The organism is Mycolicibacterium helvum (genome assembly GCF_010731895.1).
GTDB classification, from domain to species: domain Bacteria; phylum Actinomycetota; class Actinomycetes; order Mycobacteriales; family Mycobacteriaceae; genus Mycobacterium; species Mycobacterium helvum.
The window spans coordinates 3,690,158-3,713,015 of sequence record NZ_AP022596.1 but is presented as its reverse complement, the minus strand read 5'-3'; the positions used below and the strand labels follow the sequence as shown (position 1 = coordinate 3,713,015).

Below are 22,858 nucleotides of genomic sequence, written 5' to 3'. Positions count from 1 at the left end.
GCTCCTCTAGGGCTGGTTGGGCGCCAGGCTCGCCAGCGCGTACTCGCTGATCGCGATCAGCGCATCGGTGGCCGACTTGCGGTCCCTGGCATCCAGGGCGATCACCGGTGTCGTCTCGGGCAAGGTCAGTGCGCGACGCACCTCGTCGGTGGGATACCTTGGTGCGCCGTCGAATTCGTTGACCGCGATCAAGAACGGCATCTTGCGGTGCTCGAAGAAGTCGACCGCGGCAAAGCTGTCCTGCAGGCGGCGCACGTCAACCAGGATGATCGCACCGATCGCACCGCGCACCAGGTCGTCCCACATGAACCAGAACCGGCGCTGCCCCGGGGTGCCGAACAGGTAAAGCACCAAGTCGCGGTCGAGAGTGATCCGGCCGAAGTCCATCGCCACTGTCGTCGTGGTCTTGCCCGGGGTGGCTTCCAGGGCGTCCACCGCGGTGGACGCGTCGGTGACCATCGCTTCGGTGCGCAGCGGCATGATTTCGGACACCGCCCCGACGAACGTGGTTTTGCCGGCGCCGAACCCACCCGCGACGACGATCTTCGTCGAGGCGGACGCCCGCCCCTCAGAGGGCTCGTAGGCCACGAAGGGTCCTTCCTATCAAGTCGCGGCGCTCGTCAGGTGTCGAGCGGTCGGTCAACGTCGTCTGTACCCGAAGATAGCCCGCCGTCACCAGGTCGCCGACAAGGACGCGCGCGACTCCGAGCGGAAGATCCAACAGCGCGGAGATCTCGGCCACCGACGGCCTATCGCAACACAGCCGGCAGATCCGCCCGCGAACGTCGCCCGATGGCCAATGGTGGTGCGCCGCCGACGGCAATATCTCGATCGGGGCTTCCACCGGGAGTTCGATGGTGGTGTCGGTGCGCCCCGCGGTGAGCGTGTATGGGCGAACCAGGTTCGCCTCCGCGTCGCCGGTCACGAAGGTTGTGGGGCGCGCCGCGACGAGGAGACGACGTTGCCCACTCGCTCAACCAAAACTGCCATCTCGTAACCGATTTGACCGATGTCGCAGTTAGGCGCGGCCAGCGTGGCCAGGTGCGAGCCGTCGCCGACCCGCATCACCAACAGGTAGCCCCCGGCCATCTCCACCACCGATTGCAGCACCTGACCCGCCTCGAAGAGCTGGGCAGCTCCGGCGGCCAGGCTGGCCAGCCCGGAGGTTACCGCCGCCAGCTGCTCGGCACGCTCGCGTGGCAGTTCTTCACTGGACGCGATGAGCAGGCCGTCGACCGACACCAGCACCGCATGGGAGACACCGGGCACATCGCGGGCGAAGTTGGACATCAACCAGTCCAGCGAATTGTTCGGCGGGCGTGACGGATTGGTCATTGGTGTTCTCGTCCGTTCTCTACCGATCCGGTCTCGATATCTGAACGCGCGGCCCGCACGCCGCCGAAGTGGCTGGTGAAGGAGGCTCGGACCGCGTCGGGGTCACGTCGCGGAAGCTCGGGGGCCGGCGCGGCCTCGCCGACGTCGGCGGCGCCGGGGACCAGCCGAGCACCGGGATCGCGCACCGGCAGGCCGTGTTCGGTATGGGTCTGCACCGGGACGTTCTCCACCTCGGCCGCGGTCTCCCAACCGTTGTCCCACACAGACTTCCAGTCCTGTGGCACCACCAGGGTGTGCGGGTCGACCATGATCTCGTTCAGCATCTTTTGATAGATGTAGTCGGTGTCGGTGTCTTCGGGTTCGGGCGCTGACAAGCCAGCGGCAAGCACATCCATGTCGCTGATGTCGATGTTCTCCTGGCGTGCCTCCCCGGCACGGGCACGGGAGGAGAAGAACGGCGCCGTGTCCGACGGGTGCTCGCGCGCAGGGCCAGCCTGGCGAGCGGGGGTGAACCATTGCGATGGCTGCGCTTGCGGCTCGGGTTCACGCCCAGCGATGCCGCTGGAACCCGGCGAGCGCCGCGGCAGGCCACTGCCCTCGACCGGGCCGGACTCGACCACTGCCGCGAACGGCGCGGCGTAGACGTCGCCCTCGCCTGGTGCCGCCGAAGGAGCGTCGTAGCGCCGCGCGTCGACACCGATCGGCGTGCCGTGCTCGAGCAGTTTCGGGGGGACGTAGAGCTCGGCAGTGGTCCCCGAGGACGGCTCGCCCGCCACGGCGTTGCGCAGCCGCACGGCCATCCCGTGCATGTGTGCGAGCCGGCCGACCACGAACAGCCCCATGTGCCGGGTGTTGTCCTGGCTGACCTCACCACCGGCGTGCAGTCGCATGTTGGCGATGCGCAGGTCACTCTCGGTCATCCCGATGCCGTCGTCGTGGACCTCGATGAGCAGCCCGGCGTTGCTGGTCTGTTCGGCACTGACTCGCACCGGTGAGATGGGCGGCGAATAGCGCAGTGCGTTGTCGATCAGTTCGGCCAGCATGTGCACGGCGTCGGCGGACACCCGGCCGACCAGCGCCGAGTCCGCCACTTCGCCGACCTCCACCCGCTTGTAGTCCTCGACCTCGGAGACGGCGGCGTTGACCGCACTGGCCAACGGCAGCGACTCGCGGTGGTCGCGGGACACCTGCGCGCCCGCAAGTACCAGCAGGTTGGCGCCGATGCGGCGCATCCGGGTGGCGAGGTGATCGAGCCGGAAGAGGTTGTCGAGCCGTTCGGGATCGTCCTCACTCTTTTCCAGGCGATCGATGAGCGCGAGCTGCTGGTCGACCAGCGAGCGGTTGCGCCGCGACATCGTCTCGAACATCTCGTTGATCACCAGCCGCAGCCGCGCCTCGTCACCGGCCAACAGCAGCGCCTGGGTGTGCAGTTCGTCGATCGCGTGTGCGACCTGGCCGATCTCCTCGGTGGTGTAGACGGCCAGCGGCTCAGGCTCACGTTCGTCGCCGGCCCGGACCCGGGCGATTCCCTGCTCGAGATCGGTATGCGCGACCCGTAAGGCACCGTCACGCAGGATGCGTAGCGGCCTGACCAGCGACCGCGCCACCAGGAACACCACCACCAGCGCGACGATGAACGCCGCCGACACCAGCAGCGCATCGCGGATGACCGCCTGGCGCCGGTCGGCGGCCTGCTGCGCGACGGCCGTGGTGACCTGCGCGGTGGTGTTCTTGACGAGCTGACCGGCGATGGCGTCAGTGGCCTGCAGCGACTGAAGCAGGTCAGAGTTGCCGACCAGCGCGGCGTCCGGGTTGGAGATGATGTCCATCCGACGGACCATTTCGCTCTGCAGCGCCTTGGCGTCCTGCGAGCCGACGCCGAGCACCTGACTCATGCCGAACAATGTCGACGGCTCGGTTCCGGCCAGCGTGATCATCGACGTGCGGAGCTCCGGTTCGGCCAAGTCGCCGCCCTGCTTGGCCAATAGCTGCTGGATCATCATCTGGCCGCGGGCACCGACGGCGCGGCTCAGTCCCTGGGTCTGGGCGCGAAGCTTCTCGTCATCGAGACGCACCGAACCGTTGATCGCATCTTCGGCGGTCAACAAGATGGGCGCGTAGGTGGTGATCCGCTCACGCAGTCCGATGGTGTTCGCCGATAACGCGCCGACGAGCTGCTGACCACCGGAGAGCAGGTTGGTTACCCCGGTGCGGACATCGGGGGCGACGTCGGTCGAATTGAGCTTGTTCTGCAGGGTGGCCTTGGCTTTGTCGAATGTGTTTACTTTCCCCTGGGTGTCCCCGCCGGAGGAGTAGGCCAGCAGGACGCCTTCCACCGCGGCGACATAGTTTTCGATCACCGGGATCATCTCGACGCGATCGGCGGCCACCTGCAGATCGCGCGCCGAATCAACCTCGTCCCAGATCCGGGCGCCGGCGAAGATCAGCGCCAGCGCCAGCGGTACGGCCACGATCGCAAACACTTTGCCCCGCACCGGCCAATTGCGCAGCGACCAACGCGACGGCCGCTTCGGCGGCACGCTTGTTGGGTGTTGGGTCTGATTCATCCGGACTTTCCTGGTCATCGCTGCCCGTGTTGGCGACAACGGAGCTGCGCATAACCCCTGGCAATTCATCGAGTATGACAGCCATTGCCCAGCATCTCCAGAGTCGTTACTGAACAGAGAGATACCGGTGGGACCTAGCCATTTGGCCCAATGGGGTGTCGAGCAAATTTCGCTGCGGCGCAACTGAGATCATCAACCGATGTTCCGGATGATGTTCTATTCAGCCAATGAACTACGCCGGCCGAAGGATCGCGACGAGGAACTCAGAGTCATCGGTGAACGGCCGCAGATCCCAGGTGGACAGCAGCAGATCGGGGGTGAGTCCGGCGTCGGCGACGTCGGCGAAAAACTGGCGGTACTCGTAGTCGCGCCCCGCGCCGAAGCCGATTACCGCTCGCCCCGTGCTCGTGAGATGGGAACGCAACCGGGACAGCACCCGGACTCGGGTGCTCGGGGCGAGGAACGTCATCACATTGCCGGCCGAGATGATGATGTCGAACGCTTCGGTGATGCCCCGCGCCGGCAAGTCAAGCTCGGCGAGGTCGCCGACGAGCCACTGGGGTCCGGGATGGTCCTGTTCGGCAGCCTCGATGAGCGCGGGATCGACATCGACACCGACGACCTGGTGACCGGCCGCAGCCAAGTAACCGCCCACCCGGCCGGGGCCACAGCCGGCATCGAGAATGCGGGCACCGCGCGCAGCCATCGCGTCCACGAAGCGAGCCTCGCCGGCCAGGTCGTCACCCCCGCGCGCCATCGCGCGGAAACGCTCGATATACCACTGCGAATGCCCGGGATCGGCCGCGACCTTCTGCATCCAGATACTCGTCTCGACCATGGCGTCATTATCCTCTCCCCTGCGCACACCGAGGGTGGGGCGTTGTGTTCGCAGTGATGTTCTACTCGCCGCGTATCGCACCCAACACCGGCAATGCCATCCGGATGGTGGCGGCAACCGGATGTGAATTGCATCTGGTCGAGCCGCTGGGTTTCGACCTCTCCGAACCGAAGCTGCGCCGCGCCGGGCTCGACTATCACGACCTGGCCTCGGTGACGGTGCACGCCAGCTTGGCAGAGGCATGGGCAGGGATGCCCGGCGCGCGGGTGTTCGCGTTCACCGCGCATGCACAGCGCTCTTACGCCGATATCGCCTACCGGCCGGGTGATGTGTTGCTGTTCGGTCCGGAGCCGACGGGTTTGGACGACGCGACGCTGGCCGATCCGCGTATCACCGAACAGGTGCGTATTCCGATGCTGCCGGGGCGACGGTCACTGAATCTGTCCAACGCCGCGGCGGTGGCCGCCTACGAAGCGTGGCGGCAGCAGGGGTTCTCCGGGGCGGTCTAGTTCGACGGCACTACCAGGTGTCCCAGTGAGTCAGCTCCTCGGCAGGCAGCCGCTTGGCGGGCTTGAAGTCGGTGCCCTTGGTGTAGGCGATCGGCCACAGCCCGCCTTGGGCGTACTGATCGAAGGGGATACCGAGGATCTCGGCGGCTTGCTTCTCCCCGTCGCCGATCAGGTGCAGGGTGGTGTACGCCGAGCCCAGCCCGCGCGAGCGCAGGGCGAGCATGAAACTCCAGACGGCGGGAATCAGGGAGCCCCAGTACGACGCCTGCATGCCGGCGGGGGCGCCGTCCGGGCGGCCCTCCAGGACCGGGATCAGGAACACCGGCGCCTTCTCGAGGTTCGTGTTGAGGTACTTGGCCGAGTCCATCACGGCATCCATCTGGCCGTCGCGGATGTCACCGCGCACCGGCTTCGGCAGGTCCAGGTACGGCGTAGCGTTGGCCCGGTAGATGTCGGCCAGTGCCTTCTTCTTGGCGGGGTCCTCGACGAACACCCACTGCCAGCCTTGGGCATTGGATCCGGTGGGCGCCTGCAGTGCGAGATCCAGACACTCCATCAACACCTCGCGCGGCACCGGCCGGTCGAAGTCGAGCCGCTTGCGCACCGATCGGGTGGAGGTCAGGAGTTCATCAACGCTCAGTGGCAGTGTCATGAGCTGAGACTACATTCGGGTGCATGGCAATTGAACTGAGTCAAGAGGTGGTCGAACGGCTCACCGGTGATGACTACGGCTGGCTGACCACGGTGGCCAAATCCGGGCAGCCGGTGCCCAAGTTGGTGTGGTTCTTCTACGACGGCAACGACATCGTCGTCTACACAGAGCCGAACTCGGCCAAGGTGCGTCACATCAGGTCGCATCCGCGCGTCAGCCTGAACCTGGACTCCGACGGCAACGGGCAGGGCATCATCGTCATCGGCGGTCCGGCCACCGTCGACAGTGAGGATGCCGATCCGCGCGACGATGCGCCGTACTGGGCGAAATACGCCGATGCTGCAGCACAATTCGGCCTGACCGAGGCGATGGCCGGATATAATCTGCGGCTGCGGATCAGCATCGACAAGGTGTGGACCACGCCGACCGAGTAGTTTGCTTCCTCACCGACACAAGCCCGATTTTCCGCCTCGCTTCGCTCACCGGAAGTCCCGCGAGCGGGAGCCCACCTTCAAGGTGATGCGGCCCATCCGTTCGGCCACCACCGTCACCGCCCCCGTGGCGTTTTGCACCTGCCCGCGGATCAGCAGCGCCGAGGCCGTCTGAGCCAATTTGCGATGCCGGGTCCACACCCCCGGCGTGCACAGCACGTTGACCATGCCGGTCTCGTCCTCGATGTTCATGAACGTCACGCCTTGCGCGGTGGCAGGGCGCTGCCGATGCGTCACCGCACCGGCGATCAGCACCCGGCTGCCGTCGGGCACCTCCAGCAGCCGGTCGGCCGGGATCACGCCCATCGCGTCGAGGTCTTCCCGCAGGAACTGGGTCGGATAGCTGTCCGGTGAGACACCGGTGGCCCACACGTCGGCGGCGGCCAATTCCACCTCCGTCATGCCGGGCAACGCCGGTACGTGCGACGACGAGCCGACACCGGGCAGCCGGTCAGGGCGCGCAGTGGCCGCCGCGCCGGCCGCCCACAGCCCTTCGCGGCGAGTGATCGAAAAGCAGCCCAGCGCCCCGGCGGTGGCCAACGCTTCGGTCTGCGGTACCGAAAGCTGCACCCGTCCAGTCAAATCCAGCAGCGATGTGTACGGGCCTTTCGCGTCACGCTCATCGACGATGCACTGAGCCAGCTCGTCTCCGATGTGACGCACGGCGCCCAGTCCCAGCCGCACATCCAGCCCGGAATTCTCCAGCGTGGGATACGCCAAGCTGGCATTGATATCTGGCCCGCGCACGTCGACCCCGTGTCTGCGGGCGTCGGCAACCAGCGACTGCGGTGAGTAGAAACCCATCGGCTGGGCGCGCAGCAGCGCGGCGCAGAACGCCGCCGGGTGGTGCAGTTTGAACCACGAGGAGTAGTACACCAGTGAGGCGAAGCTCAGCGAATGACTCTCTGGAAAACCGAAATTGGCGAATGCTTCCAGTTTCTCGTAGATCCGTTCGGCAACCTCGCCGGTGATGCCGTGCCGCTGCGCCATCCCGGCGTAGAACCGGTCTCGCAGCCCCCGCATCTTCTCGGTGGAGCGCTTGGACCCCATGGCTCGTCGCAGCTGGTCGGCCTCGGCGGCCGAAAAGCCCGCACAGTCCACCGCCAGCTGCATGAGCTGCTCCTGGAACAGCGGCACCCCCAACGTCTTTCGCAGCGCAGGTTCCATCGACGGATGGTCATAGGTGACGGGTTCGAGTCCGTTGCGCCGCTTGATGTAGGGATGCACCGAGCCACCCTGGATGGGCCCAGGGCGGATCAGCGCGACCTCCACCACCAGGTCGTAGAACACCCGCGGCTTCAGCCGCGGCAGGGTGGCCATCTGGGCGCGCGACTCCACCTGGAACACCCCGATGGAATCGGCCTTCTGCAGCATCTCGTAGACCGCCGGTTCGGCGAGATCCAGCCGAGCCAGGTCGACCTTGATGCCCTTGTGCTCGGATACCAGGTCGATGACGTAGTGCAACGCCGAGAGCATACCGAGGCCGAGCATATCGAATTTGACCAAACCGATTGCTGCGCAATCATCTTTGTCCCACTGCAGTACGCTTCGGTTCTCCATGCGCGCCCATTCCACCGGGCATACGTCAGCGATCGGGCGATCGCAAATCACCATGCCGCCGGAGTGGATGCCCATGTGCCGCGGCAGGTTCTTGATCTGGGTCGCCAAGTCGACCACCGGTGCAGGGATGCCCTCGAGATCAGGTTGATCGGCCACTCCGTCCGATTGCTGCTCTCGCAGCGTGCGCCAGTGGCTGATCTGCTTACTCCAGGCGTCCTGCTGCCCTTGGGAGAAGCCGAGCGCACGAGCCATATCGCGCACCGCACTTTTGCCCCGGTAGGTGATGACGTTGGCGACCTGCGCGGCATAGTCGCGGCCATAGCGGTCATAGACGTACTGGATGGCCTTTTCCCGAAGGTCCGATTCGATGTCGATGTCGATGTCGGGCGGCCCGTCGCGGGCCGGGGATAGGAACCTTTCGAAGAGCAGTTCATTGGCGACCGGGTCGACGGCGGTGATACCGAGTGCGTAGCAGACCGCGGAGTTGGCCGCCGATCCTCTTCCCTGACAGAGAATGTCGCTTTCCCGGCAGAACCTGGTGATGTCGTGGACCACCAGGAAATACCCCGGGAACTTCAGCGCGGCAATGACGTCGAGCTCCCGCTCGATCTGGGCGTATGCCTCCGGTGCGCTGGCGCGCGGCCCGTAGCGCCGGGCGGCTCCGACCATCACCAGCTCCCGCAGCCAGCTGTCCTCGGTATGCCCGTCGGGCACGTCGAACGGTGGCAGCTGCGGTGCGATCAGCGCCAGCCCGAAGGCACACTGTTCCCCCAGATCGGCTGCGGCGCTGACGGCTTCGGGGTGCCGCGCGAGCAGCTGGGCCATTTCGTCACCGGAGCGCAGATGTGAGCCGCCCAGCGGGGCCAGCCAGCCGGCCGCTTCGTCCAGCGACTGGCGTGCCCGGATCGCTCCCATCGCCATGGCCAGCCGGCCACGACCCGGCTCGGCGAAGTGGGCGCCAGTGGTGGCGACGACACCAACCCCGAACCTCGGCGCCAGTGCGGCCAGTGCGGCGTTGCGCTCGTCGTCGAGCGGATCACCATGACAGGTGAGTTCGATGCTGACCCGGTCGCGCCCGAAGCGGTCAACCAGATCAGCCAGCGCCGCTTCCGCCGCCTGCGGACCGCCTTGCGAAAGAGCCTGCCGGACATGACCTTTCCGGCACCCCGTGAGGATGTGCCAATGCCCGCTCGCGGCCTCGCTGAGCGCGTCGTAGTCGTAGCGCGGCTTACCCTTCTCGCCACCGGCCAGATGCGCGGCGGACAGCTGGCGAGACAGCCGGCGGTAGCCCTCCGGGCCGCGGGCCAGCACCAGCAGGTGCGGACCGGGCGGGTCGGGCAGCTCGGTGCGGGCGGTATTGCTCAGCGACAGTTCGGCGCCGAAGACGGTGCGCATGTCGAGTTCCTTGGCCGCCTCGGCGAATCGCACCACGCCGTAGAGGCCGTCGTGATCGGTCAGCGCGATGGCGCGCAGGTCCAGCCGCGATGCCTCCTCGACCAGTTCTTCCGGAGTGCTGGCTCCGTCGAGGAAGCTGTAGGCAGAATGCGCATGCAGCTCGGCATAGGGCACGGCCGAGCGCAGCGGACGCCCGCGAGGCGGCTCGTAAGGTTCCCGATGGCGCGACCAGGCCGGGCTGTCCCCGCCGTCGGCGTGCGACTCCCCGAGCGACAAGCCTGACCGGCGGGGCTTGCCGCCCAGCACCCGCTCCATCTCGCCCCAACTGGGCGGCCCATTGAACCAGCGCACCCACCCAGCTTAATCGAACATATGTTCTATGGCCGGGCTGCGGAGCAAAGTAGACGAGGATGGTGTGGGAAACGTCTGCCCTTTTCAAGCTATAGCGCATCGGGGGGCTTGCGGCAAGGCCGGGGTGCTGATGCAAACTCGCTGCTCGAGCCAAAGAAATGAGGGGTATGACGACGCAGGCGCATGATCACGAACTGGAGTCCGAGCAGGCCTACCTGGCCGAGCTCTACACCCGACTCGACACCAAGCGTTCGCACGTCAAGGACCAATACCGCGCCGCGCTACAGAGCCCGATCGACCTGCAGGACGGCGGAACACTGGTGGCACGGGACGCCGACGTTCGGGCCCTGGCCCGATCGATGGCGCGGTTGGACGTCGCCGACCAAGGTCTGTGTTTCGGACGGCTGGACGCCGTCTCGGGCGAACGGCTCTACGTCGGCCGCATCGGCATCTTCGACGAGCGCGGCGACCACGAGCCGCTGCTGCTCGACTGGCGGGCACCGGCAGCGCGTGCGTTTTACGTAGCCACCGCCGCCAGCCCGGAGGGCATGCGTCGGCGTCGCCAGTTCCACTCCCTCGGGCGACGACTGCTCGATTTCACCGACGAGGTCTTCGGCCGCCCCGACCCCGACGCCGGCGACGAGAGCCCCTTCAGCAGCGATGCGGCTCTGCTCGCGGCGGTCAACGCACCCCGCGGCGCGGGCATGCGCGACATCGTGGCAACCATCCAGGCCGAGCAGGACGAGATCATCCGGCTCGATCATCCGGGCGTGGTGGTCATCGAGGGCGGACCAGGGACCGGCAAGACCGTGGTGGCGCTGCATCGCGTCGCCTACCTGCTCTACACCCAGCGGGAACGGATCGAGCGCCACGGAGTGCTGGTCGTGGGACCCAACCAAGCATTCATGGACCACATCAGCCGGGTGCTGCCGTCGCTGGGCGAGTCGGAGGTGGTGTTCATGACAGTCGGCGACCTGGTCCCCGGACTGCATGTCACCGCCGAGGACACCCCGGACGTCGCCCGCATCAAGGGCTCCCGCGCAATGCTGCAAGTGCTGGCGGCCGCGATCACCGACCGCCAGCGGATACCGGAAGAGCCGCTGGGGATCCAGTTGGCCGACGTCACCATGCGAATCGACGCCGACACGGCCCAGTGGGCCGTCGAGGAGGCCCGGGCGAGCGGGCTGCCGCACAACGCCGCGCGCGCGGTGTTCCGCGAGATCATCACCTACGTGCTGACCGAACGCGCGATCGCCCGGATCGGGCGCGGCTGGCTGACTCGCGAGGATCGTGACGCCTGGGAGAAGGTTCGGACCGACCTGCTCGACGAGCTTGACGACCACGAGCAGTTCCTGGCCGCCCTTGACGAACTCTGGCCTGTGCTGACACCCGACGACGTGTTGGCCACGCTGTACACCTCGGCCGAGCGGCTGCGCGCCGCAGGCGCCGAGCCGGCGCTGTGGCGGGAAGACGGCACCGCCTGGACGGTGTCGGACGTACCGCTGCTTGACGAACTGGTCGACCTACTGGGCCGAGACAAGGCCTCCGACGCTGCCGCCGAGCGGGAACGAATCGCCGAAACCGATTATGCCGCAGGCGTGTTAGAGAACATGGTGGCCCGCGAGGACCTGATGGACGACGAGGATCATCTGCTGGCGCAGGACTTGATTGGCGCCGAAGACCTCGCCGAGCGCTTCAGCGAGCGTGACACCCGAGATCTCGCCGAACGCGCCGCCGCCGACCGGGAGTGGACCTACCGGCATGTCGTGGTCGACGAAGCCCAGGAGCTTTCCGAGATGGACTGGCGGGTGCTGATGCGCCGCTGCCCGAGCCGGTCCTTCACGGTGGTCGGCGATCTCGCGCAACGCCGCTCGATGGCCGGGGCGACGTCGTGGGCGCAGACGCTGGAGCCCTACGTGCCCGGCCGGTGGGTGTACCGGTCGCTATCGGTGAACTACCGCACCCCCACCGAAATCATGTCCGTCGCCGCCGCGCTCCTCGCCGAGTTCGCACCCGACGTGCGGCCACCAGAGTCGGTGCGCGCAAGCGGCGTGCGGCCCTGGTCGCGGCGCATCCCGGCGGACCAGCTGCCGGCAGCCATCGCGGAGTTCGTGGCGGCCGAAGCCAGCCGCGAGGGCACCAGCATCGTGATCGGACCACCTGGCGTGCCAGGCGCGGTCGCGCCGTCGGACACCAAGGGCCTGGAGTTCGACGCCGTGCTGGTCGTGGACCCGGACCGCATCCTCGCGGACGGGCCGCGCGGCGCGGCCGAACTCTACGTCGCCCTCACCCGCGCCACCCAACGGTTGGGCGTGGTCCATCAGCACCCACTGCCCCCGGCGCTGACCGGGCTGGCCGAATACGACAGATAAATACCGGCTCGACGGTTGTCGCACTTCGGCAGAAAGGTGCAAATATGGCAAATATTTGTGGGTAAGCTGGCACTGCTGTAAAGCTGATTGCTTGGCGGGTTCCCAGCCGCGGAATTGAAGCCGACGAAGCCCCGTCGACACCGCCCTAACCAAGGGAGAAAGTCTCTTATGGACCACGCCGCCCGTCGTCCGATGCTCGCCGTCGCCACGCTGACCACCGCAGGGGCGTTGGCCCTGACACCCCTTGCGATCACACCGCCCGAACTGCACGCGCCGAGCATCGCTGCGGCCCGGATCTCGACCGAAGCAATTCAACTCACCGACGCCTGGTCTGACCTGGTCTCCAATACCGTCACGAGCGTTGTCGAACTCGCGGGCACGTACATCGGATCGAATAGCACCTACCCCCTGCCGAATCCCATCTTCTTCGCACCGATCGCCGCGCAGCTCGTCATCAACCCTCTGGTCTACGCCGCGCAGCTGGTCACCGGCCAGGGCGCCCAGATCCCCACCGAGATCGCCGACCACCTGTCGAATATCGCTAAATTCGCCGACCTCGTTGTCAGCGAAGTGCCGCCGATCGTCCTCCAACAGATTGAGAACCCATTTGTCGCCGCCCAGCTGGCGATCAACTCCATCACCACCGCCACCAACAAGCTGGTCGCGCTGCTCGAAGCGCCCGCGCTGTTCCTCAACGTCGCCCTCAACAGCCAATACGGACTCATCGGGTACAACGGCCCGCTCGCGCTTCCGGTCATCGCGCGAAATCTGTTCGCCACGGCGATCGCAGCCGCGCCGCCCACCATCGTGCTGCCGCTGAAAAAAGCTGCCGCCGCGGCGTCAACACCGAAGCCGACGGCCGCCGCGTTGACGGCAAGCGCACCGTCATCCGCGGCCTCCTCGGCCCGCTCGAAGCCCAATGCACCGGCGACCAACGGCAAGCGCACGACCTCATCCGCGAAAGCGGGTAACAGCAGCGCCGGCTCCGGACACAGCAAGCGCGGCTAAATCCGATGACTATCGGGGGCGGGGCGAGTCAATCCTTGTGACGGAACCCGACGACAAGGAGCCTGACATGTCCGCCCTGCCCCCAGTAGTTGACCAGCAGACCTGGCGCACCCAGCTCGACGAACTACGCAAGCGGGAGAAAGCCGCCACCCGTGAACTCGACGCAATCGCGGCGCAGCGCCGGCGTCTGCCGATGGTCGAGATGCCGAGGTACGTCCTCACCGGCCCCAGCGGACCTGTCAGCCTGGCCGAGATGTTCGACGGGCGTTCCCAGCTGATCGTCTACAACCACATGTGGACCGACGGCCAGGAGTGGCAGTGCCCGGGATGCACCGGGTTCACCTCACAGTTCACTCGGTTGAATTTTCTCGACAACTACGACGCCCGCTTCGTCATCGTCACCAACGGGCCAATCGCAGAAGCCTTGGCATACAAGGCCAAAGTGGGCAACACGATGGACTGGTACTCGTCATCGGACAGCACTTTCGGCGCCGAGGTTGATGCCGGCCCAGGCGAGGGATTCGGGGTGAACGTTTTCTTGCGGGACGGCGACGGCAATGTGTACCGAACGTGGCACACCAATGGCCGTGGCACAGAGCAACTTAGCCACTCATTCGCCCTCATCGACGTGCTTCCGTGGGGTCGCCAGGAGGAATGGCAGGACTCCCCCGACGGATGGCCGCAACGGCCGACATATTCGGGGTGGGCGGGCTCGCCCGACATTGCGCGCGCGTACGGCGAAAGCCCTACGCTGCTCACGTGACATCGACTCCAGACCCGTCCGCGCACCCCGCCGAACCGCACACCGGGGCGATCGGCAGCAAACTAAACTGGTTACGCGCCGGGGTGCTCGGAGCCAACGATGGGATCGTCTCCGTCGCCGGAATCGTCGTCGGTGTGGCCGCCGCCACCCTGGACCGCGCGCCGATCTTCACCGCCGGCACGGCGGGACTGGCGGCCGGGGCGCTGTCGATGGCGCTCGGGGAGTACGTATCGGTCAGCACCCAGCGCGACACCGAGAAGGCGCTGTTGAGCAAGGAACGCACCGAGCTGGACACCCAGCCCGCGGCCGAACTCGACGAACTCGCCGCGCTCTATGAAGCCAAGGGGCTGTCGCCGGCAACGGCACGCACCGTCGCCGAGGAACTCACCGACCACGACGCGTTCGCCGCGCACATCGACATCGAGCTGGGCATCGATCCTGAGGAACTGACCAACCCGTGGCAAGCCGCGATCTCCTCGGCGATCGCGTTTACCGTGGGGGCGTTGCTGCCGCTGCTGGCGATCCTGTTGCCGCCGCCGGCGCTGCGCATTCCGATCACCGTCGCCGCGGTTCTGATCGCCCTGGCGGTCACCGGCTGGATCAGCGCCCGCCTCGGTGGCGCCGACGCCAGACGCGCAATGGTGCGGGTGCTCGTCGGCGGCGCACTGGCCATGGCGATCACGTTCGGCATCGGCCACCTTGTCGGCGGCGCAGTGGGTTAGCTGTATTCGGCCGAGCCGTCGTCGAGCACGATCCGCGCGTTCGAACCGTCGGGCCCGCTGGCCTCGGTGGAAAAGACCGCACGCCCGGGCTCCGTACGCCAGATCGAGGTCGTCAAGGTCTCACCCGGGAACACCGGCGCCGAGAACCGCGCACTGACCGCCGTGAGCTTCGCGGCGTCGTTGCCGGCCAGCTCGGAAAGCAGTGCGCGGCCGGCAAATCCGTAGGTGCACAGCCCATGCAGGATCGGCCTGTCGAAACCGGCCAGCTCGCGGGCGAACCACGGATCACTGTGCAGCGGATTGCGATCACCGGAGAGCCGGTAGATCAACGCCTGGTCGCCGCGGGTCTCCATGGCGACGCGTGCATCCGGCTCGCGGTCGGGGAATTCCGGGGCGGCGGGTCGCTGACCGGGCTGCCCACCGAAGCCGCCTTCACCGCGGATGACGGCGGTCGACAGTGTCTCGGCGATCAACTCGCCGGTGGCCGGATCGGTGCCTTTCCCACGCATCACGATGATCGCGTTCTTGCCCTCACCCTTGTCCTGGATGTCGGCGACCTCGGAGACCACCGACAGTTCACCGGAGGGGGGCAACGGCGCGTGCAGCCGAATCTCCTGGGATCCATGCAGCAGCATGCCCCAGTTGAACGAACCGACCTTGGTGGCGGCGCCGAATGCCGGGCAGCAGATGACGGCGAAGGTCGGCAGGACCTGTTGGGCGATGTCGTGGCTGTTATCGGTGGTGAAGGGCAGGTCGTCGGTGCCCGCGCCCACGCCGAGCGCGTAGAGCATCGTGTCGCGATCGGTCCACTGGTAGGACTGAGCTTCGGTGACCGCTCCGATTGCCGTGGGGTCGATGGGCATTGCCGCACTCCTGGGGTCGTGGATGGAGAAACTCCATAGTTGCACTGCGGAAATCTCACCCACCACAGCGGTGGACAGTGCAGGCTAGGAGCATGCCTGTTTCCCGCACCCGGACCCTCGTCGCGATCCTCGCTGCGCTGTTGGCGGCCGTTCTGCTCGCCTCGTGCAGTTCCTCCACACCGAGCGAGCGCACGATCACGCTGACCTTCATCCGGCACGGGGAGTCCGAAGCCAACGCCAACGGCATCATCGACACGTCGGTGCCCGGGCCGTCACTGACACCCACGGGGCAGCAGCAGGCCACTGCGGTGGCTAACCGGTTGCAGAGCAACAAGTACGACGGCATCTACGCCTCGGAGATGGTTCGCACCCAGCAGACCGCCGCCCCGATGGCCAAGGCGCTCGGCGAACAGGTTGCCGTGTTGCCCGGGCTCAACGAGATCTCGGCGGGCTGGTTCAACGGCGGCAAAGAGGACAAGGCCGCGATCACCTACATGGTCGCTCCGGCTGACTGGCTGCGCGGGGACACTAGCTTCAGCATCCCGGGGTCGGTCAGTGGCACCGACTTCAACGGCAAGTTCACCGAGGCGGTGCAGCGCATCTACCAAAGCGGCAACAACAAACCGGTCGCCTTCTCCAGCGCCGCCTCGATCATGATGTGGACCCTGATGAACGCCCGCAACGCCAAGAACAGCCTGGCCACCGACCACCCGCTGCCCAATACCGGCCGAGTGGTGGTGACCGGCAACCCGGTGATCGGGTGGACTCTCGTGGATTGGGACGGCATCACCGCGTTCTGAGATGGGCTCCGAACGGTTCGGCATGCCGGTGAGAGTGCGGTATGTCGAATGCGATATGCAGGGCCGGGTTTTCAACGGCCACTACCTGACGTGGGTCGACATGGCGCTCAATGAGGCGGTGCGCGAGATCTTCGGCGACTACCAGACGCTGACTGAGGCGGGTATCGATCTCGTGGTGGCCGCGGCCGAACTGCAGTTCCGCCAGCCCGCGCATTTCGATGACGATCTCATGGTCGGGGTGGCATTCGACCCGCTGGGCCGCACGTCGTTGCGCAGCACCTACCAGATCCGCCGCGGCGAGGACCTGATCGCCGAGGCAGCGATGATCCACGTCTGCGTCGACGCGGTGACGTTCGACAAGCAGCCGTGGCCGGAGTGGTTTCGGGACCGGCTGGGCCCAACTGGTTGACCGCGGCACGATCGCCGATCAAAGAGGTCCGGTGCCCCTCGTCCACGGGCCCGCGTTTGCCGATGCCGCGGTTGCGCGCGCCAGGACCGGTCAAGCCGAGTGGTACGGCTGGTGCCTGGCGTGTACCGGTTGACTGAGCCGGATCGGCGCGAGAGTCAGCGGTGGACGAGGTCGCCACTTAGGCTTGCTCGCATGACATCGGGTTGGCAGCTACTGGAGCGGCCGGCCAAGCACGAGGTCATCACGTCCGCGCTGTCCGATAGCGAAACGTCAGGCGTGGTGATCACCGGCCCTGCGGGGGTCGGCAAGACCACCCTGGCCCGCGCGGTGACCGCATCCCTTCCCGGGCGCGCCAAGTGGGCCGCGTGCACGACGTCGTCGAGCAGCATCCCGCTCGGCGCGTTCGCCCAGTGGGTCAAACCCACCGACGCCCGCGATCCGATCGAGCTGCTGGTCTCGGCACGGCAATCCCTGCTGGCCGACGGACCCGCGGTAATCGGCGTCGACGACGCTCATCTGCTCGACCAGCTATCCGCCACACTGCTGCACCAGATCGCGGTGGAACGCACCGGGTCGATCGTCGCGACAGTGCGCAGCGGCGAACCGGTGCCCGACTCAGTGAAGACGCTGTGGAAAGACGGCTATCTGCGCCGCATCGATCTGGAGCCGTTCAGCAAGAAAGAATGCACCGCCCTGGTCGAGTCGGTCCTCGACGGCACCCTGGAAGAGCTCAGCGCCAACGTCATTTGGTCCCAGTCCGGAGGCAACCCGCTGTTCCTTCGGCACATGGTCGAGGCGGCGCTGGAAGCCGGCACCCTTGGCGAGGTCAACGGCGTCTGGCAGTTACGTGGGGCAACAACGGTGTCGCCGGGATTGGCCACACTGCTGGAAAACCGCTTCGAAAATGCCGACCCCGAAGCCGTCACGGTGCTGCGGCTGCTGGCGCTGTGCGAGCCGCTGGACATCGACGCGCTGGTGGAACTCGCCGGGGAACAGGCCATCGATGCCGCGGAGAAGGCGCAGCTGATCCGGATCGACCGCGACGGACCGGCGCTGGCCGCCCGGATCAGCCATCCGCTGTACGGCGATGTGGTGATGCGGCAGATCGGGACCGCATCGGCGCGGATGCTGCGCGGTCAGATCGTCACGGTGCTCAACCGGCACAAGCCGACGTCGGCCGCCGGCCGGATCCGGCTGGCCGAGCTCTATCTGGACAGTGATCAGACCGCCGAAACGGGCCTTTTGGTCGCGGCAGCCAAAGATGCTGTGTCACTGGCTAATGCGCCCCTGGGTGAACGGTTGGCGCGCACCGCATTCGAGCGTGAGTACGGCATGCGGGCAGCGCATCTGCTGTCCAGGGCGCTGATGTGGCAGGGCCGGCCCGATGAGGCCGACGAGATCCTGGCCCGGTTCGACCCCGACGACCTCGACGAGGGCCAACTGGTGCTGTGGGGTATCCCGCGGGCGTCGATCGTGTTCTGGTCACTCGGCGACGCGGAGCGTGCCCATGAGGTGATGCAGTTGCTTCGGACTCGAGTCGGCAACCCGATTATGCGGCCGATGGTCGACGCCGCCGACGCTGCCTTCACGATCTTCGAGAACAAACTGCCCGAGGGTTTGGCGATGGCCGAGGCGGTGCTGGCCAACCCCGGGGCGCCGGTACAGGCGGTGGAGGCGGCGGCATTCGCGGCCGGGATGGCCATGCCCTTGGCCGGCCGTGGCGCCGACTTCGTGGCTATCGCCGAACGTTGTTTCGACACACAGCGATCCACCGATGGCCTGATCCGGATGCTCGCCCGCTACGGCGAGGTGCTGGCCCTGGTGTCCATCGGTGAGCTGGATAAGGCCGAAAAGCGGGCGGTCGCCTACGGCGAGTTCTCGTCGTCCGGGGAGTTTCTCGGGTGGGCGGTCGCCAAGATGATGACGGCCGTCGTGGCGATTTGTCGGGGCAGATTCGCCGAGGCGGTCCCGACGATCGAACAGGCGCTGGCCGCGCTCAATGCGGAGAACTCGTTGCCATGGCGGCTACCCGGCCGGCTCCTGCTAGCCCGCGCCTACGCCGGCTCGGGCCAGCCCGATGAGGCCGACCGGGTGCTGGCCGAAGCCGCCGAACACGCCGGTCCCACTGTGGCGTTGTTCGACCCACAGGTGCTGGTCGTCAAGGCGTGGATCGCCGCGGCCCGCGGCGGAGGACGCCGGGCCGTCGAGCTGTCCCGCGCGGCCGCTGACGCCGCGCACCGTAGCAGCCAATTCGCGGTCGAAGCCGAGGCATTGCACGACGCGGTCCGGTTCGGCGATCGCAAGCTGAGTCACCGGCTGCAGTCGCTGGCGGTGTGTATCGACGGTCCGCTCCCGCAGCTGTACGCCCGTCACGCCACCGCTCTGGCGGACTCCGACGGCGATGCGCTGGACGCGGTCAGCATCGATTTCGAACAAGCCGGGATGCTGCTGTCGGCCGCTGATGCCGCTGCGCAGGCCGCCGGATTCCACGAGCAACGCGATGCCCGCCGTAAGGAGATCGAATCGGTCACCCGCGCAATGCGTCTGGCGTCATTGTGCGGGGGCGCCTCCTCCCCCGCCATCCGGGCTGCCGCGCGACCACTGCCGGTGACCGCGCGTGAACTCGAGGTCGCCGAGCTGGTCGCCGCCGGCTTGTCGAATCGGGAGATCGCCGTGCAGCTGTCCGTTTCAGTGCGCACCGTGGAGGGCCACGTGTACCGGGCGTGCCTGAAACTTGGTGTCTCTGATCGCGATGGGCTGGCCGTCATCATCCGCGAGGGCGGTCCGCGCCCTGGCGGATCGTGATGCCGGGGCAGGTATCGTTACCGCGGTGAGCGTCGGGGAAGACCAAGCCATTGCGCTGCCCGTTTTCGCCGATGTGGACACCGGCGTCGACGACGCGATGGCGCTGGTGTATCTGTTGGCCAGCGCCGACGCGGACCTCGTCGGAATCGCATCCACCGGTGGCAATGTCGCGGTGGATCAGGTGTGCCACAACAACCTCGGGCTGCTCGAGCTGTGCCAGGCCGGCCCCATTCCGGTGTCCCGGGGCGCCGATCAACCGCTGAGCACCGCACTGCGCACCGCGGAGGACACCCACGGTCCCGCCGGGCTCGGTTATGCCGAACTGCCGGCACACCAACGAGAACTCACCGAATACGACTCGGCCGAGGCGTGGGTGCGCGCCGCCCACGCCCAGCCCGGTCAGTTGATCGGGCTGGTCACCGGACCGCTGACCAACCTCGCACTGGCCGTGCGCGACGAACCGAACCTGCCGTCGCTGTTGCGACGGTTGGTCATCATGGGTGGTTCCTTCGACTACCGCGGCAACACCACCCCGGTGGCCGAGTGGAACATCAGCGTCGACCCGGAGGCCGCGGCCGAAGTCTTCGACGCATGGGGACGGGCCGCGGATGCCAAAGTGATTCAGTCACATCAACTTCCCATCGTGTGTGGACTGAACCTGACCGAGAACATCATGCTGACACCGACGATCCTCAGCCGCCTGGCAAGCGCGGCGGAGACGACCACGACCGCCATGAGTGTGCTCGATTCCCGGGGCACGCGATCCACCGCCGACAACTCCTTGATCCGTGCGCTCGAGGACGCGATGCGGTTCTACTTCGAGTTCCATTTCGATCAGGGCGAGGGTTTCCTGGCGCATCTGCACGACCCACTGGCGGCGGCGGTCGCCCTGGATCCCAGCCTGGTCCAGACCCGGGCGACCACGGTCGGCGTCGAGCTCACCGGGACGCTGACCCGCGGCATGACCATCGCCGACTGGAGCCGGCGGTGGGGCCGGGAATCCAACGCGCACGTCGGCGTCGGGGTCGACCCGGCGGTGTTCTTCGATCGGTTCATCGAACGGGTCGGACCGTTCGCACGCGCGCTGGCTCATTCGTAGACGCCTTCCAGGTACCACCGCCGCTGCCGATAACACAGCAGCAGAGCAGATCCCAGCTCACCGGGCTGGTTGTCCACCAGCACCTGGGCGCGTGCCGTCCGACCGGCCCTGGACTGCTCGCCGGAATCCCACCACCGCTCGTCCACCGACCACGGCCCCGCCCACCAGCGCAACGCACCCCGGTAGTGGTGACCCGCACCATCCAACCGCGCCGGCTCGGCCGTGAACATCCCCCGCCCAGTCACCCGAACCGGATTACCCTGAGCGTCAAGCAGTTCCACCGGGTCATCAAGGATCACCGCCGGGGCGGGCTCAGGCAGCTGACCGGGCCAGGGCCGGTCCGGGGCGGCCCTGGGCACCAGCTCGTCGCCAAGTGGGGTCAAGGTGATGCGTTCGGCGGGACCGCGCCCGCCGGACAACACCGGCAGCTGGACGGCTTCCTGACCCAGTAGACCCTGCACCCGGACCAGCGCACGGCGGGCCCGCAATCGGCCCTCCTCCCCTATGCCACCCCACAACGGCAGCTGAAGCGCTTCTGCGGAAACAACTTCCACCGGCTGCAGCCGAAGCATCGTCACCGGCGAGTTCGGCCGGTCGTCCGGGTTGCGCCGATTGAGCCAGCCGTCGAGCTGCCAGCGAACCCGGTCGGCGGTGGCATCCTCGGTCAGCGGCTCGGCGCACCGCCATACCCGGGTCAGCTCACTGTCTCCCGCGGTGAGGGCGTGGATGGCCAGTCGAGTGCATCCCACACCTGCGGCCTCCAAGCTGCGGTGCAGGGCGCTGGCCAGCGTCCGGCCCGCGAACGCGGCCGCGTCGACCCGGTCGACCGGCGGGTCGCAGTGCAGTACCGCATCAAGGTCGGCCGCCGGCTCGCGGCCGGACGGGCCGCGCACCGGCTCGCCGCGAGCGAAGCGGTGCGCGGCTGTCGCGTCAGCCCCGAACCGGGAAGTCACATCACTGCGGGACAGCGCCGCGAACTGGCCGAGGTTGCGGATCCCCATGCGCCACAACAGATCAGCCAATTCCTCCCGGCCAGGACCGGACAAGCTGGGTTCACCACACAGCTGGCGGATGGACAATCCCGACAGAAACGCGGCGTCCCCACCCGGCTCGATCATCCGGCCGGCACGAGCGGCGAAGACGGCCGTCGGCAGCTGGTCGGCAATCCCCACCTGACATTCGGCACCCACAGCGGCGACGGCGTCGACCAACCGCTCGGCGGCGGCAGGCTCGGAACCGAAGTAGCGGGCCGCGCCGCGGACCGACAACACCAGCAGCCCCGGCCGCAGCACCTCGGCGCGGGGCACCACTTCGTCGACGGCCGCCGTCACCCCCTCGAAGTAGCGGGCATCGCGAGCCGGGTCAGCGGTCACCACATGCAACTGCGGACAACGGGCCTGCGCCTCGCGCCGGCGCAGCGTACGACGCACCCCGGCTGCCCGGGCAGCCGCCGAACAGGCGATCACCCGGTTGGCCAGGGTGACCGCGACCGGTGCCGTCGCTGGCAGTCCGGCCGCCGTAGCCGCGGCAACGGCAGGCCAGTCCATGCACCAGATCGCCAGCACCCGGCCGGTCACATCAGCTCACCCTGGACCGCGCCGCGCGACCGTGCACCCGGACGGACAACTGCACCCGGCTGAGGCGCCCGGAACCCGGTACCGGGGCGCCACCGTGACCGGCGGTGGTCTCATAACCGCTCACCCGCGCGTCCAGGCGCATCGTCGCGCCCTGCCAGTCCCCCCGCGCAACCAGCAGGGTGCAGCCTTTCTGCCGGGCCCTGGCCACCACTGCCCGCGCCCGGGTAGCCGTCACCGTCCGGCCGGCCAGGCCGAGCACCACCAGATCCATCCCATCCATCAGCACCGCGGCCACCTCGACGGGATCGGTGCCAGGGTCAGGGATGACCGCCAGCCGGCTCAGGTCCGCGCCCATCTCCGCAGCGGCCAACAGGCCGAAATCCGGCAGCCCGACGACGGCCACATGCCCGCCGCCCGCCGTCACCGCCGCGGCCATGCTCACCGGTAGCGAGCGGGCCCCGGACACCACCGCGACCGCACCCCGCGGCAACCCCATCGGCAGCGGGCCGGCCAGCGATTCGGGGATCGGTAGCAAACTTTCCGAGGCCGGCAAAACCTCATTCGACACACCCGTAACAGGCCGGGTTACGCCAACCTTCCCCGCCACCGCAGCCATCTGGCGCCGGAGCTGTTGTAGCTGTTCAGCGCGGTCAAGCTGCCGTTTTTCCAGGGCAATCGCCGCCGTCATAGCCCACCTCCAGCTGCGATCACCGTTCACCATGTTCGAATATATGTTCGACAC

The 22,858-nt window shown here is 67.3% G+C and carries 20 protein-coding genes; 10 read left to right on the top strand and 10 right to left on the bottom strand.

Annotated elements, in window-relative coordinates; all coding sequences use genetic code 11:
- Nucleotides 1–6: 6 nt before the first annotated feature.
- From G6N38_RS17480 to G6N38_RS17460, 5 genes are all read right to left on the bottom strand, one after another.
- A complete protein-coding gene (locus G6N38_RS17480; RefSeq protein ID WP_163749353.1) occupies nucleotides 7–588 on the bottom strand; it encodes a GTP-binding protein in 582 nt (193 codons plus the stop codon).
- Nucleotides 569–925, bottom strand: a complete 357-nt coding sequence (locus G6N38_RS17475) for a DUF742 domain-containing protein (protein WP_163749352.1) — start codon at nucleotides 923–925, stop codon at nucleotides 569–571. Before G6N38_RS17475 ends, G6N38_RS17480 begins: the two co-directional genes overlap by 20 nt.
- Complete coding sequence (locus G6N38_RS17470; protein WP_163749351.1) at nucleotides 922–1,335, bottom strand: roadblock/LC7 domain-containing protein; 414 nt, start codon at nucleotides 1,333–1,335, stop codon at nucleotides 922–924. The genes G6N38_RS17475 and G6N38_RS17470 overlap by 4 nt, the downstream gene beginning before the upstream one ends.
- Entirely contained in the window at nucleotides 1,332–3,902 is a 2,571-nt protein-coding gene (locus G6N38_RS17465) for an ATP-binding protein (protein ID WP_163749350.1), read from the bottom strand. The genes G6N38_RS17470 and G6N38_RS17465 overlap by 4 nt, the downstream gene beginning before the upstream one ends.
- A gap of 232 nt (nucleotides 3,903–4,134) precedes the next feature.
- Nucleotides 4,135–4,740 carry a class I SAM-dependent methyltransferase gene (locus G6N38_RS17460; protein WP_163749349.1) on the bottom strand — a complete coding sequence of 202 codons (606 nt, stop codon included), beginning with the start codon at nucleotides 4,738–4,740 and terminating at the stop codon, nucleotides 4,135–4,137.
- 44 nt (nucleotides 4,741–4,784) lie between these two features.
- On the opposite strand from G6N38_RS17460, the gene G6N38_RS17455 reads away from it, so the two are divergent.
- On the top strand, nucleotides 4,785–5,249 hold the full coding sequence (locus G6N38_RS17455) for a tRNA (cytidine(34)-2'-O)-methyltransferase (RefSeq protein ID WP_163749348.1): 465 nt from the start codon (nucleotides 4,785–4,787) through the stop codon (nucleotides 5,247–5,249).
- Between the two features lie 10 nt (nucleotides 5,250–5,259).
- Here the strand turns inward: G6N38_RS17455 and G6N38_RS17450 are convergent, their stop codons facing one another.
- Nucleotides 5,260–5,901: a nitroreductase family protein gene (locus tag G6N38_RS17450; protein ID WP_163749347.1), complete on the bottom strand. Its 642-nt coding sequence runs from the start codon at nucleotides 5,899–5,901 to the stop codon at nucleotides 5,260–5,262.
- 23 nt (nucleotides 5,902–5,924) lie between these two features.
- Here G6N38_RS17450 and G6N38_RS17445 point away from each other — a divergent pair, with 23 nt between their 5' ends.
- Nucleotides 5,925–6,335 carry a TIGR03667 family PPOX class F420-dependent oxidoreductase gene (locus G6N38_RS17445; RefSeq protein WP_163749346.1) on the top strand — a complete coding sequence of 137 codons (411 nt, stop codon included), beginning with the start codon at nucleotides 5,925–5,927 and terminating at the stop codon, nucleotides 6,333–6,335.
- A gap of 45 nt (nucleotides 6,336–6,380) precedes the next feature.
- Here the strand turns inward: G6N38_RS17445 and G6N38_RS17440 are convergent, their stop codons facing one another.
- A complete protein-coding gene (locus tag G6N38_RS17440) occupies nucleotides 6,381–9,698 on the bottom strand; it encodes an error-prone DNA polymerase (RefSeq protein ID WP_163749345.1) in 3,318 nt (1,105 codons plus the stop codon).
- Between the two features lie 167 nt (nucleotides 9,699–9,865).
- Here G6N38_RS17440 and helR point away from each other — a divergent pair, with 167 nt between their 5' ends.
- From helR to G6N38_RS17420, 4 genes are all read left to right on the top strand, one after another.
- Complete coding sequence (gene helR, locus G6N38_RS17435) at nucleotides 9,866–12,070, top strand: RNA polymerase recycling motor ATPase HelR (RefSeq protein WP_179968408.1); 2,205 nt, start codon at nucleotides 9,866–9,868, stop codon at nucleotides 12,068–12,070.
- Between the two features lie 168 nt (nucleotides 12,071–12,238).
- The gene (locus tag G6N38_RS17430; protein WP_163749344.1) at nucleotides 12,239–13,078 is read left to right on the top strand and encodes a hypothetical protein; all 840 of its coding nucleotides are present in this window, start codon (nucleotides 12,239–12,241) and stop codon (nucleotides 13,076–13,078) included.
- A gap of 67 nt (nucleotides 13,079–13,145) precedes the next feature.
- Nucleotides 13,146–13,841: a DUF899 domain-containing protein gene (locus G6N38_RS17425; RefSeq protein ID WP_163749343.1), complete on the top strand. Its 696-nt coding sequence runs from the start codon at nucleotides 13,146–13,148 to the stop codon at nucleotides 13,839–13,841.
- Complete coding sequence (locus tag G6N38_RS17420) at nucleotides 13,838–14,563, top strand: VIT1/CCC1 transporter family protein (RefSeq protein ID WP_179968407.1); 726 nt, start codon at nucleotides 13,838–13,840, stop codon at nucleotides 14,561–14,563. Before G6N38_RS17425 ends, G6N38_RS17420 begins: the two co-directional genes overlap by 4 nt.
- Here the strand turns inward: G6N38_RS17420 and G6N38_RS17415 are convergent.
- Nucleotides 14,560–15,426, bottom strand: a complete 867-nt coding sequence (locus G6N38_RS17415) for a MaoC family dehydratase (protein WP_163749341.1) — start codon at nucleotides 15,424–15,426, stop codon at nucleotides 14,560–14,562. The genes G6N38_RS17420 and G6N38_RS17415 overlap by 4 nt on opposite strands.
- Before the next feature lie 92 nt (nucleotides 15,427–15,518).
- Here G6N38_RS17415 and G6N38_RS17410 point away from each other — a divergent pair, with 92 nt between their 5' ends.
- From G6N38_RS17410 to G6N38_RS17395, 4 genes are all read left to right on the top strand, one after another.
- On the top strand, nucleotides 15,519–16,226 hold the full coding sequence (locus G6N38_RS17410; RefSeq protein ID WP_163749340.1) for a histidine phosphatase family protein: 708 nt from the start codon (nucleotides 15,519–15,521) through the stop codon (nucleotides 16,224–16,226).
- A gap of 22 nt (nucleotides 16,227–16,248) precedes the next feature.
- Nucleotides 16,249–16,635: an acyl-CoA thioesterase gene (locus G6N38_RS17405; protein WP_163749339.1), complete on the top strand. Its 387-nt coding sequence runs from the start codon at nucleotides 16,249–16,251 to the stop codon at nucleotides 16,633–16,635.
- Between the two features lie 192 nt (nucleotides 16,636–16,827).
- On the top strand, nucleotides 16,828–19,440 hold the full coding sequence (locus tag G6N38_RS17400; protein WP_163749338.1) for a LuxR C-terminal-related transcriptional regulator: 2,613 nt from the start codon (nucleotides 16,828–16,830) through the stop codon (nucleotides 19,438–19,440).
- Between the two features lie 97 nt (nucleotides 19,441–19,537).
- Nucleotides 19,538–20,539, top strand: coding sequence for a nucleoside hydrolase (locus tag G6N38_RS17395; RefSeq protein WP_246228040.1), 1,002 nt, complete (start codon nucleotides 19,538–19,540; stop codon nucleotides 20,537–20,539).
- Here G6N38_RS17395 and G6N38_RS17390 read toward each other — a convergent pair.
- Together G6N38_RS17390 and G6N38_RS17385 are read right to left on the bottom strand one after the other, a co-directional pair.
- Nucleotides 20,530–22,086 (bottom strand): DNA polymerase Y family protein, encoded by a 1,557-nt coding sequence (locus tag G6N38_RS17390; protein ID WP_163752078.1) that lies wholly within the window; start codon nucleotides 22,084–22,086, stop codon nucleotides 20,530–20,532. The two genes, G6N38_RS17395 and G6N38_RS17390, sit on opposite strands and share 10 nt — an antisense overlap.
- Before the next feature lie 31 nt (nucleotides 22,087–22,117).
- The gene (locus G6N38_RS17385) at nucleotides 22,118–22,804 is read right to left on the bottom strand and encodes a DnaE2-dependent mutagenesis accessory factor ImuA' (RefSeq protein ID WP_163749337.1); all 687 of its coding nucleotides are present in this window, start codon (nucleotides 22,802–22,804) and stop codon (nucleotides 22,118–22,120) included.
- Nucleotides 22,805–22,858 lie beyond the last annotated feature (54 nt).

What these genes read in the sequence shown, in the direction of transcription:
- G6N38_RS17425 (WP_163749343.1), top strand. Translation starts at nt 13,146, where the DNA reads ATGTCCGCCCTGCCCCCAGTAGTTGACCAGCAGACCTGGCGCACCCAG.
- G6N38_RS17410 (WP_163749340.1), top strand. Translation starts at nt 15,519, where the DNA reads ATGCCTGTTTCCCGCACCCGGACCCTCGTCGCGATCCTCGCTGCGCTG.
- G6N38_RS17465 (WP_163749350.1), bottom strand. Translation starts at nt 3,902, where the DNA reads ATGAATCAGACCCAACACCCAACAAGCGTGCCGCCGAAGCGGCCGTCG.
- G6N38_RS17400 (WP_163749338.1), top strand. Translation starts at nt 16,828, where the DNA reads ATGACATCGGGTTGGCAGCTACTGGAGCGGCCGGCCAAGCACGAGGTC.
- G6N38_RS17450 (WP_163749347.1), bottom strand. Translation starts at nt 5,901, where the DNA reads ATGACACTGCCACTGAGCGTTGATGAACTCCTGACCTCCACCCGATCG.
- G6N38_RS17470 (WP_163749351.1), bottom strand. Translation starts at nt 1,335, where the DNA reads ATGACCAATCCGTCACGCCCGCCGAACAATTCGCTGGACTGGTTGATG.
- helR (WP_179968408.1), top strand. Translation starts at nt 9,866, where the DNA reads ATGACGACGCAGGCGCATGATCACGAACTGGAGTCCGAGCAGGCCTAC.
- G6N38_RS17395 (WP_246228040.1), top strand. Translation starts at nt 19,538, where the DNA reads ATGGCGCTGGTGTATCTGTTGGCCAGCGCCGACGCGGACCTCGTCGGA.
- G6N38_RS17385 (WP_163749337.1), bottom strand. Translation starts at nt 22,804, where the DNA reads ATGACGGCGGCGATTGCCCTGGAAAAACGGCAGCTTGACCGCGCTGAA.
- G6N38_RS17460 (WP_163749349.1), bottom strand. Translation starts at nt 4,740, where the DNA reads ATGGTCGAGACGAGTATCTGGATGCAGAAGGTCGCGGCCGATCCCGGG.
- G6N38_RS17415 (WP_163749341.1), bottom strand. Translation starts at nt 15,426, where the DNA reads ATGCCCATCGACCCCACGGCAATCGGAGCGGTCACCGAAGCTCAGTCC.
- G6N38_RS17390 (WP_163752078.1), bottom strand. Translation starts at nt 22,086, where the DNA reads ATGGACTGGCCTGCCGTTGCCGCGGCTACGGCGGCCGGACTGCCAGCG.
- G6N38_RS17445 (WP_163749346.1), top strand. Translation starts at nt 5,925, where the DNA reads ATGGCAATTGAACTGAGTCAAGAGGTGGTCGAACGGCTCACCGGTGAT.
- G6N38_RS17430 (WP_163749344.1), top strand. Translation starts at nt 12,239, where the DNA reads ATGGACCACGCCGCCCGTCGTCCGATGCTCGCCGTCGCCACGCTGACC.
- G6N38_RS17405 (WP_163749339.1), top strand. Translation starts at nt 16,249, where the DNA reads ATGCCGGTGAGAGTGCGGTATGTCGAATGCGATATGCAGGGCCGGGTT.